Origin of the sequence: uncultured Algoriphagus sp., assembly GCF_963974365.1 — a bacterium.
Lineage (GTDB): Bacteria > Bacteroidota > Bacteroidia > Cytophagales > Cyclobacteriaceae > Algoriphagus.
Genome location: NZ_CAXBBX010000007.1, coordinates 41,370 through 59,764 on the forward strand (window position 1 = coordinate 41,370; position 18,395 = coordinate 59,764).

An 18,395-nucleotide genomic window follows, 5' to 3' on the forward strand; every position below is an offset into this window, starting at 1 on the left:
TCAAACGATTGCGCGCAGCATCCGAGGTATAATCGTAACAAATACAGTTAACTTGAAAGCATTTCTTGATTAAGTAAATAATAGGATCAATTTCCTATAGAGGTTAGGTTCCCTAGCTATGACTAATTGAAACGGCCCTTCTGAAAAGATTATTCCGATATTGGAATAGGAAGGAATTAAAAAAGTTGGGAACAATTCCTACCAATCAACCAGATCGCCTGTACCGAAAAATTCCGGAACTTCTAATAAGCAATAACGTGAAACTTTTTAGTTAATTCAATCTGGTTTTTCCATGGGTATGCCATGAAGGATTTGAGCATTATTAATTCGATACTGCCATCCTATCAAGAATGCTGGTAATCATAAAGGTTATACTCAAAGGAGAGAAAGGGGTAAGTAAGCTTAATTTTTAAATGCACGAAGCACATCATTTAATTTGGATAGTTTCCAAAAGGATTAGTGGTTGTAATATTCAAGACTTTTTTGAAGGTAATAGGCACCAGAAACCTATCAATCTTATCAAACCGAAAAGATCAAGCTAAATTCATCGAATTGGTGGAAACCGAACTTCTTGGGCTATATGAAGGAAATTTTGCGCGCTGCCGAATAAACCCATCAGAGTTTACAGCATTGAATAAGCGCTGTTTTATTTAATAAATTTAGATTATTGGTAGATTCTTAGCTGACTATTACCGAGCAGCTTTTCAGTCATATAATTGATTTATATAAATACATCTTTACGCATTCACACTTTTGTATTCATTAATATTGATAACGAATCATAAAGTAGATTAATCTAAAGCACATGATTATGTGGTCAACAATCAAATTTCTAGGAACCCTAATCATTAGCTTTATTGCCATGATTGGTGCGTTGGGGGCCGAAAATCCTTTTCCTCTTTTTGCTGTGGCTTGGGGAATATGGATCATTTATATTCTGAGCATAAGGTCAAAAAGAAAAAAGGAACTGGATAAGGAAAGGCTAATCAGGGAAATCCTAGATAAGCTCTAGAATCCAAAAAGGAATTTCAGGGATGCGAAAGATCCCAACAGAAAAAAGCATAAAGAACCAACACTAACCACCGTAAAGCCCATTCTGGAAAGAAAGGGCTTTTTCATGTGCGCGGTTTGGACAAGGGAAAGTAAAAATCCAGTCCCAAGAAATAAGGTGACAATCAACAGTGGCTGTAACATAATATCAGGTTCAACGATTTGAATCAAGCAAAAGCTAAGTTACAATAAACCACCATTCAATAAAAAAAGGGGATTACTCCTCCCCGCCTGATTCAATCCCAAGTATATAAATGGCTGCTTGGTGTGCCTTTTGGGCTGCATAGATCAACATTTTGGGATCATCCTTTAGAGGCTTAAGCCATCCCTTGAGATACGCCATAGAGTTTTTGAAATTGACATCTTTAATTCCTGCAAAAGCATTCAGAAAACTGGCTCCCATCTCGGCTACTAGCTCTTCTTTTGAATATTCGGCGGTTCCAAAACCAACCAAAGCCGGTCTTTCAGAAAATCTTCCCAATCTGCTTGCATTTCCTGTCGAGTGGATCATTTCATGAAAAAGCACAGAATAAAATTGCTCGTCTCCTTGAAATGCTTCTTTCTCGGGCATATTGATATAATCATTGACCGGGCTGTAATAAGCTTCATCACCTTGGTAAACGATATTAGGGCAATCGCTGTACCCTGATATAATAGCCTCGCAGGTTTCAATTGGCGAAAAAACTCTCTCCTCCTCGGTGCTTTCTATTGAAAAATCGATTCCTTCTATTTGATCGATGTTGAAAACCGTCCAGATGAAGGGAGTAAATTTTCTACCAAAAATATCCTCGTTCTCGCCTTCTTCGTTTTTCGTCTTTCCCTTGACAAATTTGGAGATCTTCCAGAATACAACCTTTGTGCCTTTTTCATCCTTCTTCACATTTCCACCCAATTGTTTGGCCTGTTTGAAGGTCAGGAAATAAGGAGTACTAAATTTCTTCGAGCTTGTCACCCATGCAAGCCATAGCGCATTAAACCCTGTATAAGGCCGATTTGAAGCATAGTTTTTTGGGGCATTTTTAGGGTTCCAGACCTGCTCCCAAGTGAGGTTTTCATTTTGGATACCTTCAATGATTTCATTGGTTACGGACTCCGCTAGTTTGTTGAAATTTTCCCAAGCTTTCATTTTTATAGATTTTTAAGTGATAAAAAGGAATTTGTCCTAGCTAAAGCATCCACACTTATATCCAAGGATGTTAGGAAACTCGACCCGACAACTACTGAGCTTTTCCTGATAGTCAGGAGAGCATTGTTTTTCTGGGAGAGTGGGGATATTTGACTGAGAAGTGACATTTTTTTTATCCACTGGTGTTGAGGTTCCGACCGACAAGCGTCTATAGAAAACTTGGTTCTGGGTAAGGCAAAAACCTGAATGAAAAAGTCGGAGGCAGTCCGTAGGAAACCGTCTTTTTCACATCAGGGCGAAGTGAATTTTTGACGATCCCAGGTTCTGGTTTTCACCTTTGCTTGGTTGGGCGATCTTAACGCCAGTAAAAACCCCGGAACGGATTAGGCAACCCATTCGAAAGAAAAACGCTCCCTGACGGAAGGAAAGAAAAGCGGAAACGGCTTGCCCCCTAAAAGAGGCTCGGGCTACAGCTTCACGGAAAGTCCATCCCATACCCTAGGCTTGACGGGAAATGAGTAAAGGCTAAGTGAAGTGAAGTGGTAGCCGTGGAGAGTGAAAGCTCTCTGCCGAAATGAGAAGGAAAAAGAAGTCATTTAAAAAATGGCGCGAATGAAACTAAAGAGAGGAAGTGAGCGAAACGGGGAATAGGCTTAAGGATAGAAGTGGAAATCCTTTCTCAGCGAAAGCCTTATGTTCATAGATGAAAGATTGAGAGCGGATAGCCTGACCGAATGGAAGCCCCTACAAAACAATTATAATTTGGAAAATCCTCACCTTTACACTCCAAATTCAAAGCTATGTCCACTCCTATCCATGTCAGCAAAAAGCTGGAAAAACTGATCAAAAAGTATGTCACCCCTTCCATTGGTGATGAGAATACATCGATCTTGGGAAAATGGAATGCTACGGTATTTTATGTCAGCCGAAGAAAAAACTGGTTGCTATACAACCCCAAAACCCACTACTGTCTGATACTGGAAAACATCACTAGCAAAGATCTGCCACACATTCGTGAGAGAATCAACCAAGATCTTCATCTACAGCTAACAGTCGATGGAATCAATACAACCCAAGAGCAAGTCAACTGGCTCTTGGACGAGATTAGTTTCCTCCCCACTGATGGGGATCGTAGTGCATCAGGGCACATGAATCAGATTTTGTACACGGTTGAGTGCCATCTGGACGGAGACTTCTATCATAGCTTCGCTCAAATCAACACCTACCTAAACGACAGTATCTTCAGTCTCGATGGTGTCTCCAAATACACCAACATTACCAAACCGAGGAAGGAAATGGAAAAAATTCTTAAAAACTATCTAGCCTCAGGTCAGGAAAAGCCCATTGATCCAAGCCAGTTAAATTAATAATCACAAAGACCTTTACAGTTTTATATAAAAACACTTTTAAACAAATACGTTTTTAAAAACCATATCTACATCTATCTAAATACCAACAGATTAGGAATTTATTTCTTAAGACATGAATTCCCCAGCTGGACAATCTTTAAAAAGAGAGCCCTATAGCTCTCCCTCATCTGCAAAGGAATAATATCCTTCCGCGGTCATTATTACATGATCCAGTACAGGAATATCTAAGATTCTTCCAGCTTCTTTTACTCGCTGAGTTAATCTTTTGTCCTGTTCTGATGGTTGTAGATTTCCAGAGGGATGATTGTGTGCTAGAATCACAGAACTTGCATTGGCTTTAATAGCTGCAGCATAGACTAGTTTTACATCTACTACGGTTCCTGCTGTTCCTCCGGAGCTAATGGTTACAATACCTAAAACTCGGTTTGCTCTGGACAGTAGCATTACTTTAAAATCCTCTACAAACTCAATTTTATCATCTTCCCAGGCATGTGCAAATACTTCATAGACCTGTCTGGAAGAACTCACCTTAGGACGAAGGGAGTTTTTCACTTTAGCACTGTAGCTCAGCTTAATCTCAGCTACTTCAAACAAATCAATTTTTCTTTCTTGAGTCTCCATAATGTTTTTCGTTTTTGTGGAACAATGAATTATGAAGCTTCATCAGGCCGTGGGCGACAAAGACCGAAAGGAAAAGGAATAAAAAGCGCAGCGCAGCAAGCGGCTTTATGCCGGAAGCTTACGGTCGCCCAGAGCCCAAAGGACTAACTTGGCGAGGAATTCTATGTGCATAAAACACTAGGTCATTAGGAATATTCTGTCTAAAAAACTTGGCCTTGAAACGCACTTTTCCAAGTAGTAATATTTTTCGCCTATTGTACTTTCCTTTTTGCTGAATTGCTTTTTTAGTCAAAAAAAATGCATCTTGTAGTTAGTTTTTTAAGCAAGATGATACCTGAATGTCTGACAATTTTCTAAAGCCCAAGCAAGCACTCAACAAAGCATTCCTTAAAGTAAAGCCTAATCGTAATGAAATAGAGGCTTTTAAATCTAATCTCACCAAGCTGATTGATCATAGCAATGAGGTAGAATCTGAGGAGTTTCATAAGAATCTGGTCATTGATTTTCTAAAAAAGACCTACTACGACCCCAATCATTACATCAATACCAAAGGACGAAATGACCTAGTCATCCATAATGGAGACAAGGCAAAGTCCACCGTGGGGGTGATCATAGAAGCCAAAAAGCCGACCAATAAATCCGAAATGCCGAAGGCATTCGCGAACACCAATAAAAACAGAAGCGATAGTGAGCAAATGCTTAGTTCTACAAATATTAATTACAAAGCATTTCAGGAACTGGTCTTATATTACCTACGTGAGCGAATCACTCACAAGAACCTGGAAGTAAAACACTTGATCGTCACCAATATCAATGAGTGGTTTATTTTCGATTCGCAGACTTTTGACAGACATTTTGCACAGAACAAAGGATTGGTCAAGCAATTTGAAGACTTTGAAGCTGGTAGATTATCCGAGGTCAAAACTGATTTTTTCTATAAACACATTGCCGAACCGGAAATAGAGAAGGTCAAAGCACAGATTGACTTCACTTATTTCGACATCCGATCTTACGACAAACCTTTGCGTAACTCGGACAAAAAAGATGATGCAAAGCTGATCGCACTATACAAGCTTCTCTCTCCTGAGCATTTACTGAAGCTTCCTTTTGCCAATGATAGTAATAGCCTGGACAAACGATTTTATAGTGAATTGCTTCATATTATTGGGCTTACCGAAACAAAAGAAGGTGGAAAAAAGCTTATCGGGAGAAGTAAAGCTGGCGAGCGTAATTCTGGAAGTATCCTAGAAGATGCGATTATCCAATTGGATTCTTTAGATAAACTTAGCCAACTCGATAAGCCTAGTCAATATGGCGATACAACTCAGGAGCGTCTATTTAATGTCGGACTGGAACTCAGCATAACCTGGAGCAATCGAGTGCTTTTCCTAAAACTGCTTGAAGCGCAATTGATCACTTATCATAAAGGAGACAAGTCCTATGCCTTCCTCAACAAGAAAAACATTCATGATTGGGATGATTTGAACTCCCTGTTCTTCCAAGTTCTGGCCAAGAAGACTGAGGATAGAAATGAAGATGTCAAGGCACTTTTTGCGAAAGTCCCCTACCTGAATTCTTCGCTTTTTGAGCCTACGACGATGGAGCAAAAGACGATCATGATCAATTTCCTGAAGAATGAAAAAACCATTCCGGTGATTTCATCGACAGTTTTGAAAAATGAGCAAGGGAAAAAACTCACTGGACCACTCACTACACTTAATTACCTATTCAAATTCCTGGATGCTTACGACTTTGCCAGTGAAGGATCAGAGGAAATCCAAGAAGACAATAAAACGCTGATCAATGCCTCTGTACTTGGTTTGATCTTCGAAAAAATCAACGGCTACAAAGACGGCTCATTCTTTACGCCGGGATTTATCACTATGTACATGTGCAGGGAAACGATCCGAAGAGCTGTCTTGCAGAAGTTCAAAGACGAAAAAGGCTGGGAAGTAGAAAGCATAGATGAACTGTACGATAAAATCGATGACAGAACCGAGGCAAATGAACTAGTCAATTCAATCAAAATCTGTGATCCTGCAGTAGGTTCTGGGCACTTCTTAGTCTCAGCGCTCAATGAAATCATTGCAGTAAAAAATGATCTTAAAATCCTTCAGGATAGAACTGGCAAGCGACTGAAGGAATATGAAGTGGAAGTGGTGAATGATGAGCTGATCGTAACCGATGAAGATGGAGAACTTTTCGAATATCACCCTACCAACAAGGAATCCCAGCGAATTCAGGAAACAATGTTTCACGAAAAGCAAACCATCATCGAAAATTGTCTTTTCGGGGTAGATATCAATCCCAATTCCGTAAAGATCTGCCGACTTCGCCTCTGGATAGAATTGCTGAAAAGTGCCTATTACAAATCAGATGATGAGCTGGAAACCCTGCCAAACATTGATATCAACATCAAGTGTGGGAATTCTCTAGTTTCTCGTTTTGCGCTGGATGAGGATCTAAGCCAAGCATTGAAGAAAAGTAAATTCAGCATCGATGCGTATCGAATCGCTGTGGATCGCTACCGTAATGCTGAGAGTAAGGAAGAAAAGCGGGAAATGGAAAGCTTGATCAATACAATCAAATCCGACTTCCGCTCAGAAATTGCCAAGAATGATCCTAAGATCAAGAAGAAAGCGTCACTTGGTGGTGAACTCTACAACCTTACAATGCAAACAGGTCTTTTCGAAGAATCCCCAAAGGATAAAAAAGTCAGGCTGGCAAGAGTAGAAAAAGTAAGCACTGAGCTGAATAAACTAGAAACAGAAATCGAGGAAATAAGAGCCAATCAGATTTTTGAAAATGCCTTTGAATGGAGATTTGAATTTCCTGAAGTCCTAAATAACGAAGGTGATTACCTTGGTTTTGATGTGGTGATCGGAAATCCGCCATATATCAGACAGGAGGATATAAAGGAGTTCAAACCTTATTTAAAATCAAATTTCACTCTCTATACTGGCACAGCAGATGTGTATGTTTTTTTTATTGAAAAGGGATTTGATATTATGAAAGATAAAGGTGTTTTCACTTTCATTATGCCCAACAAATTTATGCAAGCCGGTTATGGACAACTAGCGCGTAAATTTCTATTAGATCATAATCTTATTGAAATTATTGACTTTGGTGATTACCAAATATTTGAAGAAGCAACCACCTACCCTTGCATTTTAACAGCAAGCAAAGAAGTTGCATCAGAAACTTTTAAAACCACAAAAATCAATTCACCTGACTTTATCTCCGATTTTCCTTCATATGTATTGAGTATTGCCAATCTTATTAATCACAATTCTCTAAATGATGAAACTTGGGTAGTATCAAATGTAAACGACCAAAACCTTCTACAAAAAGTAAGGTCTAAATGTGTAAAATTGGAAGCATACATTGGTGAAGGAGCGAAGAGAGGTGTTGTTACAGGCCTGACAGAAGCATTTATTATTGATGAATCTAAAAGAGAAGAATTAATTACATATGATTCAAAAAATAAGGAAATTATAAAACCACTACTGCAAGGAAGAGATATTAAACCTTACCACTCATTAGTTCCCAATAAATATTTACTTTTTATACCCTGGCATTTTCCCCTTCACTATGATGATACAATTTCTGGAGCTTCCAAGGAAGCCGAAACGGAATTTCAAAAACAGTATCCAACGGTATTTGACCATTTACTTGGTTTCAAAGAAAAATTAAGTGCAAGAAATAAAGTAGAAACTGGTATTCGATATGAATGGTATGCAATGCAGCGTTATGCTTCAGATTATTATCACGATTTTGAAAAACCCAAAATAATGTATCAAAAATTTCAAGTTAAGCCGTGTTTCATTTTTGATAAAGAGGGGTTGTTTTGTAATGATTCCATTTGGTTTATACCTTCTGATGATAAGACGCTTTTGGGTATTTTAAATTCTAAAATGGGCTGGTGGTTAATTGGTAAATATTGTACTGCCATTCAAAGTGGTTTTCAATTGATTTGGAAGTATTTTAGTCAAATCCCTATAGCAACTGGAAAATCAATCATTAGAAAACAAATCCATGATATTGTTAGTGAAATCCTAAGACTAAAAAAAGAAAATCCAGAATCGGAAATTGCCACCCTTGAAGAAGAAATTGACAAATTGGTTTATGAGCTGTATGGATTGAGTGAGGAGGAGATTAAGATAGTAAAGGGTCAATAAAAAAATAAATTAACATAACCTAAAATAGATCACAAAATGAAATTGAAATTTAATATTGAGTCCTATAATATTGAAGATTGTGGATTTTATAAACGTGGAGAATCTTCCGCTAAATTATACAATTTAAAGAGTCTAATTGAAGACTTATCATCAACATATCAAAATATCGAATTGCAAAACACGTGTACATTCAATGCCGCTAGCTATAAAAATCAAAACCAAGTATTCTTATATGAAATAATTAATAAAGATAGATTTTCTTTTATAACGACTTGGAATAAAGTTGATTCTGACTCAAATCAAGTCATCGGGATCAAAGGTTCTGGAAAAGTAGGGTCAAGTATCGAAACTATTAAGTCTAATTTTGGAGATGATTTTATCCCTGGCTATGCAACTTATTTTTTGATAGACAAGCTGAATGAAAAAGTGTTTAGTATTAGACCTCAATTCACTCTTGCTAATGGTATTAGAGGATTTCAAACCTATGCACAGAATTTCATCTGTTATTTTTCGAGACATGTAGAAAGCATTGTAGTCACATCTAAAAAGCTTAAAATAGTTGGTTATAAAGAATCTAGAGAAAGTGAACCATTGTCATTAATTTCCAAATTTTCCTTGAAGCTAATTTATAACCAACCTGAAATAGAGACAATTTTAAAAAATTATTCTCATATAAATAAAATTATTAAAAATGAAAAAATTAACCTTCACTCGAAGTTTGATGGACCAAGATTTATAGAGTTTATAAATTTTATTTCAGGCAATAATAATAATAATAAATCATTTGAAAACAATTTGCACCTAGAGCTTTCCGTTAGACCTTCAGAAGAAGATATTGCCTCACTTGTGGATAGGTATAAAAATTATGGCGAGAATTTTGGATTTAAGTTTGATGATAACACTAAAACTATTTGGTTGGATAATACAAAAATATCTGAAGGAATAGACCTTGATGTTGATTTCACAACTGGAAATATATTTGATGGAAATGATTTAATGCAAAAAGTAATTAGTCAAAGCAGGTCTATAAATTGAAATATTATGAAACAATTATTGACACCTTTATTTTTTTCTTTAATAATTTCTAGCACATTTATATATTTGGAAATATCTATTTCTCTTGTATTTATTAGCAAATTATTCGAAATTTCTCTGGTTGTATCCTCAATTCTATTTGGAGTTCTTGGGATCTGGCTGTCAACTGTGTATAATGAATCACTTAAAGTTTTTTTAAAAAAGGACAGTTCAATTGAGGATTTGAAGACCATTAATGGAGAAATCAAGAGGCTTTTATATCCTCTTTTCTTTTCATTTATCTCAGTATCTTGTTCTCTATTATATTTCACAAGCTTACTTTTTGTTGATGAAGTGAAAAATCTTAATTTTAATTATACTTATTTAAAAACTATATCCGTTTGTATTTATATATTTATTACATTTTTTCAAATCAATTTTCTGACTATCATTTTTAAACCTTTACTTGAAGTATTTACTTCCATTTGGCTTAAATCAAACTATAAAGAATTAAGTGATAAGATTTTCAATTCTAGCAAAAATAATCTGAAGTAGTATTAGCTATTTTAATAAATGAAAGCAACCGAACTCCAAATAATCAACTTTCTACAAGCACCCAAAGTACAGTTCGTGATTCCTATCTATCAGCGGAATTACGATTGGACTATTTCTGAATGTCGAGAATTACTGAAAGATATCATCCAAGTTGCTGAAGAGAACAGAGCCTCCCACTTTATAGGAAGCATCGTCTTTATTCATGATGGAGTGTATAGCTCCAGTAATGAAGTAAAGGAGTTGGTGATCATTGACGGTCAGCAGCGATTAACTACTATCAATATTCTTTATGTAGCCTTGTACCGATTTGCAAAGGAAAATGGAATTGCCAATGATGCCAATATGGTATTTGATATGTTCCTGACGAATCAATACGTGCAAAAAGAAACATCCAAACTAAAGCTGAAGCAAACAGATCGAAATGGGGATGCATTTAAAGCTATTCTATATGGAAACGAGAAATCTTTCCCTGAATATTCCAATGTGACAGAGAACTTTACCTTTTTCAGTGGAGAGATTACTTCAGAGAACTTCCATATCATATTGGATGGATTGAATCGTTTGATATTTGTAGAAGTCTCCTTGGAAAGAGGGAAAGACGATCCACAGCGAATTTTCGAAAGTTTGAACTCCACTGGTTTAGATCTTTCGCAGTCTGACTTGATCCGGAATTTCATTTTGATGGACTTACCTCCAATTGAGCAAGACAGAATCTTTGAGTCCATATGGAGTCCTATAGAAGAAAACGCAAAGGATCTGGCTAAGAAGACCTCCTTGGTTTCTGACTTTATCAGAGATTACCTGACCCTTAAAAACAAGAAAATACCGAACAAGAATAAGGTTTACCAAGAATTCAAAATCCTATTCCGTGACAAAAATCAGGATGGGTTTTACCAAGAATTAGAGGACATCAAATCACTTTCTGTTCATTACAGGAAGCTTGTCAATCCGAGTACAGTTGCAGATAAACAAGTTCGGAAAGAGCTTGAATATATCAATAGGCTGGAAATTAACGTAGCTTACCCTTTCCTGCTGCAGGTGTTTGAAGATTTGGAAAATGGATTGATCGAGCTTCCCGAGCTTGTTTCTATTCTGAAGCTGATCCAAAGTTTTGCCTGGAGAAGGTTTATTGTGGGCTTACCTACGAATTCCCTCAATAAAGTCTTTATGACTTTGTATTCAGAAATCGACACAGAAGACTATGTAGAATCCATAGAGAAAGCTCTGATGCGCAAAGGAGGTAGTTCAAAATTCCCAACCAATGATGATATCAGATTGGCTTTGAAAGACAAAGATCTTTACAATATCCAGTCAAAAAACAGATCCTATTTCTTTGAGTTGCTGGAAAACTACAATAACAAGGAATATGTGGATACCTCAAACGAGGCGATTACCATTGAGCATATTTTCCCTAGAACTCCAACAGATGAATGGAAAGCACAGCTGACAAGAGAGCAATTTGCTGAGTTCAAGGATAAGTATCTGAATACCATTGCCAATCTTACGCTGTCTGGAAACAATGGTGCGCTTAGCAATAAGACCTTCCAGGAGAAGAAAAACATGAATGTGAATGGAAACGAGCAAGGTTATATTCACAGCAGACTTTGGCTTAATTCCTATCTTCAGAAACTTGAGGAATGGACGGTTCCGCATTTGGAGGAAAGATTTGAAATCATCTATGAACGATTTCTGAAAATCTGGAAACTGCCTGAAGTTATAGTCTTTGAAGGTCAAAGCGATGAAGAGCAAAATATCTTTGATGCTGAAAAACCAACATTTAAGAAGTTAGAATATTTCATTTTTGAAAACAATAAAGTGGAAGAGGATGCCATTGCACAGATGTATTTCTATGTGTTGAGAAGCCTTTTCAAGAAAAACTCAGAAGTGATGGTAAGTGGTCAGGAAATTTTGAAAATAACCCGAAATCAAACTGACTTTAGAGAGGCCAGAGAATTGGATAATGGTTGGTTTTTCGAATCAAATATTGACAGTAACACTAAGTTTAGCGTGCTGAAAAAGCTTCTGACGCTTTTCGAAATGGAAGAAGAGCTAATCATTAAATACCAGACTGGATCAACCAATAATGGGGAAACTGGAACTGCAATGATCAGGAAGAAATACTGGCTTCAACTCTTACCATTACTTCAGAAAATCAAACTTTTCGAAAACATTAATGCAACGAAAGATCCTTGGATAAGTGAAGGAGCTGGAATTGCATGTGTGCAATACACTCTTTCAAATACTAAGTCCTGTGCAAGAATTGAATTAGGTATAATTTCTTCACAAAAAGATCTGAATAAAGCCTATTTCAAAAGACTACATACAAATAGAAATCAGATAGAATCAGCACTGGGACAAGAAATTGAATGGCAAGAGCTCCCAAATAGCAAAATGTGTCGAATAAAAATCGAATTACATGGCATCGATTTTCTTGATGAATATTCATGGGGTATTCGAAACGATTTTTATACTGAAATGCTACCAAGATTTAAAAATGCGTTTCACCCCTATGTAATGGCATTGAAATAGAAACAACAACTTTTAAAATGATAATAGTAAAACACAGATTTTCTAATCATACAATAAGTCCTGATACAGAGACTTTGATACTCGGCACATTTAACCCTGATACTCCAAGAAATAGCGCTGAATTTTTCTACGGAAGAACCAGGAATCATTTATGGAGACTGTTGCCTACAGCCTTTGGAGAGGATGATCTAAAAGGCGCTCCTAAGACTGGAAAACTTCAATTCATCAAAAAATTTAAAATCGATTTGATTGATTTGATAAAAGAAATAAAAGTTGGGGAAGGTCAAGAAGCAAATTACGATGATGTGTATATAGACAATAAGGTGAGCATCTGGCAGAACGTAATTGGTGAAATAGATAAGTTGCCAAACCTGAAGCGTGTTTGCTTCACGAGAAAGACCTTTACAGGTATTCCAAATATGAAAAAACAAGTAGCTGAAATTCAAGCATACTGTGAAAACAGAGGTGTTTTATTCAAAGCTTTAACTACTCCATCACGTTTTTACAGTAATGATAAACAAGCTGTTTGGAATGATTTCCTTAATAGCAAATAGTTATAAGATCATTGAAAAAGCTATAACATGTACCCCACTGATTTTGCCTCAGTAGTTGCATAATTTAATTAATGTTTCATAAGCATATACCAATTTGATTAACTAACCAATTTATTATTATCTATTTGATGGCTGAAAATTCTATTATTAAAAACCAACAGAGGCATCTTGACATGAAAAAATTTGCCAGTAGGTTAAAATTTTCAATGTTTTATTCAGGTTATAACCAAACACGATTAGCGAATGAAGTTGGCCTTACTCAACCAGAGATTTCCTACTACTGTAATGATAAAAGTTTTCCTAGACTTGAAATAATTCAAAGACTTGCATTTACTCTAAATGTGAGTTACCGCTGGTTAAAGTTTGGTGATGGTGATTATGAGTTAAAAGATTCTGACCAGTTATTGGAAGAATTTCATTCAACCTTTAGTGATAGGATAATTTGGCTTATGTGGACAAGAGGTTACAATTCCTTAAAAATAGGAGAAGCATGTGGATTTTCTTCTACAGCTGTCACCTATTGGATGGAAGGAAAAAGGAGCCCATCCGAACAAAATATCGAAAAACTTTGCCAGTTATTAGAAATCAAAAGGAAATGGCTCGAAGGTTAAGTTATTTTATGGTAGCATGTTTAGTAAGACTACCCAGTTCTGAATTTTGTAAATTACACACTCAACCTTTAAAGGTTAATTTATTAGATTTTTTTATTGATTATAAACTTTAAGGTATTAGATTTGCAAAATAGAAGCAACAACAAAGCTGAGGTAAATGAATTCCTCAGAAGTTTTCAGGAGAAAAGAAGGACGTTCGAAATCATTTTTATGGATCGTCCTAAAAACAAGCAAACAATGCTTGACCTGGAAATTAGACCTATTGACAGAGAAAAATTCATCGATCAATTAAGCATCGAGGATTTTTCGGAAGGACCACTGCCAGAAGAATGGCATGGAAGTAAGGAAATGTGGGTATTTGGTAAGGAAATCAAAGGTGTAGAAGTATATATCAAGATCTGCCTTGGAGCTCCAAATTCTAATGTCATTTGCATTTCCTTTCATATTGCAGAACATCCGATGAAGTACCCGTTCAGACCCTTGCGAAATGAATAGCCCTATAACAGGAAAGCCAATGGCTATCCAAACAGAAGTTCAAACCTTGACCTTTCGAAAGGAAGAGTTTACAGTAAAACAACGATTTTATCTTTGTGCAGATACCGGTGAAAGATTTACAAGCACCGAAATAGATGAATTAAATCTTTCTTTGGTTTATAATGCCTATCGTGCAAAACACCATATCCCATCTCCTGAAGAAATAAAGAAAACTCGTGAAAAATACGGTTTATCTGCGGTGAAAATGAGTGAGATTCTTGGCTTTGGACCGAATAGTTATGGTCTGTATGAAAGAGGAGAAATACCTAGTTTGGCGAATTCCAAACTGCTGAAGTTGGCTTCAGATCCTGAAAGTTTCTATCAACTAGTCACAGATTGGGAAGTCGATAATGCAAAGACAAAATCCAAACTTCTAGAAAAGGTAAATTTGAGGATTGAAGAGGAATCTAAAACAGATTTTTTTAAACTTTTCATGCTTGGAAATTCTCCAATGAGTCAGCTTACAGGATATAGAAAACCAAGTTTTGAAAGGCTTACTGAGATGGTGGTTTATTTTGCACATAAAGTCCCTTCCTATAAAACTAAGATGAACAAACTCTTATTTTATGCCGACTTTATGTGTTTTAGAGATCAGGGAGTAAGTATGAGCGGGACACAGTATAAAGCGATTCCTTATGGACCTGTTCCCAATAAGTTCCAGACCTTGTTTGAAAACCTAGCTGAAATTGATGTGATTGATATCTTCTATACACCTTTAGATAACGGTGGCAGAAAGGAACAATTAATAGGTAGAGCTGAGAGACCTTTTAAAGCAAATCTTTTTTCAAAAACAGAAATTGATATTCTGGAAGCAGTCGCAATGAAATTTAAGGACACCACTGCAAGTGAAATAGTAGATATTAGCCACAAAGAACTGGCTTGGCTAGAAAATGAAGTCAATAGGTCTTTCATTCAATATGAATATGCCTTGGATTTGAAAGCTTTGTGATATCCATATACAATTAAGTTCCCAATATTTCAATGACCAAGTTTAGGTCTACAAATAGTAAAAAAAAATAAATGGCTTTATGGTCTTAAATGAATTTACTCGAACAAAATATCAAATAAAGTCAATCCGCCCAAGAACAATGAATAAAGAATAGTTTGCGTGGGTATTTTAAAAATAAAGCAATGTCAAACTTAGAATCAATTAAAGAAAGAATCTCAAATGTAAACCCTTCATATATTGAATTATGTTCTGATTTTTTGATCCTTTATTCAAGGTTTGAATATGCATTGAAAGAATGTGGTTTTTTGCAAACAAGCACTAGAGTTATGGCAAGTATTGAAAAATATGTTAGTTCAATTAAGGATAAATTCAAACTTGAGTCTGGGTCAAAATTAGAAGTTGCTATTAATTTCATTATTGAATCTCCACCGAAAGTCTTCCAAATAAGGAATGAAAGCCTAATCTGGGAAGAAAAAAAAGAAGATGGCGAAACACTAGAAGTACTTCCTGAGTATCTTAGAAGAGTTAGAAATAATCTTTTGCATGGAGGTAAGTTTTACGGTGGGATCGAAACTGGAAGTAGAAACTTGAATTTAATTTCAAACTCCATCATAATTATCGAGTATTGGATTGATTTAAATGAAGATGTAAAGTCAAAATTTAGAGAATTTTAAACATGCAACTTATTACATTAATTACCGATGGATTTAGAAATAGAAAGAATAATAGGCGATTTTTTAAAAGGTATTGAAAATTATGACGCTCCAGCGAGTTTAGCTGAAATCCTAAATAATTCTCAATTCCCTCCCGACAACAAAAAACGTGTTTATAAAGAAATTGAGTTTGAGCTTGAAAACAGGAATCTTGTGCAATTAATACGAGGTAGAGACAACTCAACTTTGGGAGGACAATGTGAATATGTAATAAATCTCAATGGAATAAAATATTTAAAATATTTAAAAAATAAACCAATGACCCCTGAGGAACAACTTGCAGAGATAGAATCAAAAGCAAAAAAATATGAAACTGAATGGAAAAAAGGGTCAGAAGCAAGGCTAAACTCACATGAATTTATAAGTCTTTTCGATGAATGGTATTATGAATCTAGAGATATATTTAGTGACTACTTCGATTCAGAAAACATTAACTATAAAGAATTTCTAGAAGCTAATTTACAATGTAATGGCTTTACCAAAGGAAATCAATTTGGAAACTTATATTCAATATTTAAAATTTTAAAAAAACGAGGTCTGAAAAAAGTAAACAATACCTTAAACACCAAAAAAACAATCATAACAAATAATATATTTCTTATTCATGGAAGAGATGAAACTAAAAAACTTGAGGTAGCAAGATTTCTTGAGAATGACATTAAACTAAATGTCACTATCCTACATGAGAAACCAAATTCCGGGAAAACTATTATTGAAAAATTTGAAAAATATTCTAACGTTGATTTTGCTGTGGCAATTTGGACAGGAGATGACAGAGGTTCACTAGACCAGCATAATGAAATACTTAGAAAGCGAGCCAGGCAAAATGTAATATTTGAAACTGGATTCTTTTTTGGAAAGCTTGGCCGAGAAAAAGTAATTGTCTTATATGAAAATGATGTTGAGATCCCCTCTGATTATTTAGGAATTACTTATGTTCCTTTTGATGGTCAATGGAAAGATGATCTAAGAAAAGAAGTTAGCCATATTTATGAAAACTTTTAAAAGTCAAAAATATCAAATTTAAATATACCTCTCTATCTCAATATCTGGCATTTCGTCATAAGTCTGCCCATTTAGCTCTCTTCCAGCCTTTTTCTTATTCTTTCCTCCCCACTGTTTAAAGAAGAAAGCCACTTTTGAATGCTCGCATTGTTCCTGAATATCTAAGACCCATTCAGGACTCATAGATCTAGCCTTATGCCCGCTCTCTCCTCCTACGATCACCCAGTCTATCCCATCAAGGTTGATGTTAGGAAGTGGGCCTATCAGTGGCTCTAGCGATAGGAACTTGACCCTGGCACCCGTATTTCTTAAAAAGTCTATTCTATCTAAGACCAGTTCATCCTCTACAGATACGCCCATCCAGATATTGTGGGACCAGGTGAGGTGGTCATGGATCTCAGCCAATCGATCAGCACGTTTGGTAAGCACCTGAAAAACATGCTGTGGGTTCTCATGCATCACCTGAAAAACACGCTGAATAAACTCCAAAGGCACATCCTTGTGAAAAAGATCGGACATAGAATTTACAAAAACTATTTTTGACTTTTTCCAAGTATAAGGAATACCAAGCGTCTCTTCATGAATCCTGACTTTCTTGAAGCCATCTTTGTACTTCTCCACACCCATTGCCTTAAGTCTTCTGGTCATAACTTCCGCATAGCAGAATTTGCAGCCAGCAGAGATCTTCGTACAGCCAGTTACCGGATTCCAAGTGAGTTCGGTCCATTCAATTGAAGTTTGTGCCATACCTAAAACAATTCAAATTGATCATTATTACTTTTCCTTACTTTTTCGAAGAATTCTAAACCTCTGTCATGTTTCGAGTAAAATGAAAGGTAATAGATTCCACTTCCTTGACTATTTGTAATCCTTTCTTTGATCAATGCCGCTTTATATCCAAGCTTCTTAATATTTTCATCAAATTCATCAGATAGAAATTTGACAAATTTACTTTTTGCTACTTGTTCATCTGAAATTCTTGTTCTCCAATTTGAATCACCAAAGAAGAGATCCAATTTGGGATTATTCTCTTTGATGTAATGTCCCATATTCCGGATCCCATCCATTTGAAGAGCATGTAAAACTAGAATGTCAACCTGACGAACAGCCAGTTTTTTAATAGTCTCAAAATGAAGATTCAATGAAAATGGATCAATGAAAGCAAAAAACAAAGGATTTGAAAGTTTTAAATAGGCAGGCAAATCATCAAAAATCGTATCTACAACTTGATTAGCGTCTCCATTATAAATCTTATAGGATTTATCGGGATAAAGTCTTTCAATTCTCTTTTCAAGTGATTTCACTGTAGAAGCAGAATAATCATTTAATACATAATGCTGAAAAGAGTTAGGTAGAGACATTGCAATCAAAGCCGAATTTTTCATCATAGTTGGAGTCTCTTTAATTTTAACAATTCCTGGGCCAGTGAAAAGATCTATGTATACCAAGTTCCATTTATTCTTCATTCCGGTAGTAAAAATATCACAATACTTTCCTACGAGTTTATATTTCTTTTGTGCCCAGTTACCTACTTCCATTATATCTAAGCCGTCATTTTCAATGTGTTGGATAGGGTTGAATTTCAT

General features: G+C 35.9%; 17 protein-coding genes. 11 read left to right on the forward strand and 6 right to left on the reverse strand.

The genetic code is table 11. The annotated features are described in order from the left end of the window. The first annotated feature begins 811 nt into the window (after nucleotides 1-811). Nucleotides 812-1,012, forward strand: a complete 201-nt coding sequence (locus AACZ87_RS10690; protein ID WP_339867045.1) for a hypothetical protein — start codon at nucleotides 812-814, stop codon at nucleotides 1,010-1,012. A 255-nt stretch (nucleotides 1,013-1,267) separates the two neighbouring features. Here the strand turns inward: AACZ87_RS10690 and AACZ87_RS10695 are convergent, their stop codons facing one another. Both AACZ87_RS10695 and AACZ87_RS10700 read right to left on the reverse strand, forming a co-directional pair. Continuing rightward, a complete protein-coding gene (locus AACZ87_RS10695; protein ID WP_339867047.1) occupies nucleotides 1,268-2,176 on the reverse strand; it encodes a zincin-like metallopeptidase domain-containing protein in 909 nt (302 codons plus the stop codon). 285 nt (nucleotides 2,177-2,461) lie between these two features. Further along, nucleotides 2,462-2,671 carry a hypothetical protein gene (locus AACZ87_RS10700; protein WP_339867049.1) on the reverse strand — a complete coding sequence of 70 codons (210 nt, stop codon included), beginning with the start codon at nucleotides 2,669-2,671 and terminating at the stop codon, nucleotides 2,462-2,464. 305 nt (nucleotides 2,672-2,976) lie between these two features. Between AACZ87_RS10700 and AACZ87_RS10705 the strand changes: the two genes are divergently transcribed. Further along, on the forward strand, nucleotides 2,977-3,543 hold the full coding sequence (locus tag AACZ87_RS10705; protein WP_339867050.1) for a hypothetical protein: 567 nt from the start codon (nucleotides 2,977-2,979) through the stop codon (nucleotides 3,541-3,543). A 153-nt stretch (nucleotides 3,544-3,696) separates the two neighbouring features. On the opposite strand, the gene AACZ87_RS10710 is transcribed toward AACZ87_RS10705, so the two are convergent. Beyond that, the gene (locus tag AACZ87_RS10710) at nucleotides 3,697-4,167 is read right to left on the reverse strand and encodes a JAB domain-containing protein (protein WP_339867051.1); all 471 of its coding nucleotides are present in this window, start codon (nucleotides 4,165-4,167) and stop codon (nucleotides 3,697-3,699) included. A gap of 338 nt (nucleotides 4,168-4,505) precedes the next feature. On the opposite strand from AACZ87_RS10710, the gene AACZ87_RS10715 reads away from it, so the two are divergent. Both AACZ87_RS10715 and AACZ87_RS10720 read left to right on the forward strand, forming a co-directional pair. Next, a complete protein-coding gene (locus tag AACZ87_RS10715; protein ID WP_339867053.1) occupies nucleotides 4,506-8,345 on the forward strand; it encodes an Eco57I restriction-modification methylase domain-containing protein in 3,840 nt (1,279 codons plus the stop codon). Nucleotides 8,346-8,381: 36 nt separating this feature from the next. Next, complete coding sequence (locus AACZ87_RS10720; protein WP_339867054.1) at nucleotides 8,382-9,380, forward strand: hypothetical protein; 999 nt, start codon at nucleotides 8,382-8,384, stop codon at nucleotides 9,378-9,380. Here AACZ87_RS10720 and AACZ87_RS10725 read toward each other — a convergent pair. After that, nucleotides 9,359-9,691 carry a hypothetical protein gene (locus tag AACZ87_RS10725; RefSeq protein ID WP_339867055.1) on the reverse strand — a complete coding sequence of 111 codons (333 nt, stop codon included), beginning with the start codon at nucleotides 9,689-9,691 and terminating at the stop codon, nucleotides 9,359-9,361. The two genes, AACZ87_RS10720 and AACZ87_RS10725, sit on opposite strands and share 22 nt — an antisense overlap. A 241-nt stretch (nucleotides 9,692-9,932) precedes the next feature. On the opposite strand from AACZ87_RS10725, the gene AACZ87_RS10730 reads away from it, so the two are divergent. The 7 genes from AACZ87_RS10730 (at nucleotide 9,933) to AACZ87_RS10760 (ending at nucleotide 16,809) form a co-directional block, all read left to right on the forward strand. Further along, the gene (locus AACZ87_RS10730) at nucleotides 9,933-12,443 is read left to right on the forward strand and encodes a DUF4268 domain-containing protein (RefSeq protein WP_339867057.1); all 2,511 of its coding nucleotides are present in this window, start codon (nucleotides 9,933-9,935) and stop codon (nucleotides 12,441-12,443) included. A 17-nt stretch (nucleotides 12,444-12,460) separates the two neighbouring features. Beyond that, complete coding sequence (locus tag AACZ87_RS10735) at nucleotides 12,461-12,997, forward strand: hypothetical protein (protein WP_339867059.1); 537 nt, start codon at nucleotides 12,461-12,463, stop codon at nucleotides 12,995-12,997. Nucleotides 12,998-13,170: 173 nt separating this feature from the next. After that, complete coding sequence (locus tag AACZ87_RS10740; RefSeq protein ID WP_339867060.1) at nucleotides 13,171-13,608, forward strand: helix-turn-helix transcriptional regulator; 438 nt, start codon at nucleotides 13,171-13,173, stop codon at nucleotides 13,606-13,608. A 123-nt stretch (nucleotides 13,609-13,731) separates the two neighbouring features. Next, nucleotides 13,732-14,103 carry a hypothetical protein gene (locus tag AACZ87_RS10745; RefSeq protein ID WP_339867061.1) on the forward strand — a complete coding sequence of 124 codons (372 nt, stop codon included), beginning with the start codon at nucleotides 13,732-13,734 and terminating at the stop codon, nucleotides 14,101-14,103. Then, complete coding sequence (locus AACZ87_RS10750; RefSeq protein ID WP_339867063.1) at nucleotides 14,096-15,091, forward strand: type II TA system antitoxin MqsA family protein; 996 nt, start codon at nucleotides 14,096-14,098, stop codon at nucleotides 15,089-15,091. Before AACZ87_RS10745 ends, AACZ87_RS10750 begins: the two co-directional genes overlap by 8 nt. A 182-nt stretch (nucleotides 15,092-15,273) precedes the next feature. After that, nucleotides 15,274-15,765, forward strand: coding sequence for a hypothetical protein (locus AACZ87_RS10755; protein WP_339867064.1), 492 nt, complete (start codon nucleotides 15,274-15,276; stop codon nucleotides 15,763-15,765). Nucleotides 15,766-15,792: 27 nt separating this feature from the next. Next, complete coding sequence (locus AACZ87_RS10760) at nucleotides 15,793-16,809, forward strand: nucleotide-binding protein (protein WP_339867065.1); 1,017 nt, start codon at nucleotides 15,793-15,795, stop codon at nucleotides 16,807-16,809. 18 nt (nucleotides 16,810-16,827) lie between these two features. Here the strand turns inward: AACZ87_RS10760 and AACZ87_RS10765 are convergent, their stop codons facing one another. Together AACZ87_RS10765 and tcmP are read right to left on the reverse strand one after the other, a co-directional pair. Next, a complete protein-coding gene (locus AACZ87_RS10765; protein ID WP_339867066.1) occupies nucleotides 16,828-17,556 on the reverse strand; it encodes a phage Gp37/Gp68 family protein in 729 nt (242 codons plus the stop codon). Nucleotides 17,557-17,558: 2 nt separating this feature from the next. Beyond that, the gene (gene tcmP / locus AACZ87_RS10770; protein ID WP_339867067.1) at nucleotides 17,559-18,395 is read right to left on the reverse strand and encodes a three-Cys-motif partner protein TcmP; all 837 of its coding nucleotides are present in this window, start codon (nucleotides 18,393-18,395) and stop codon (nucleotides 17,559-17,561) included.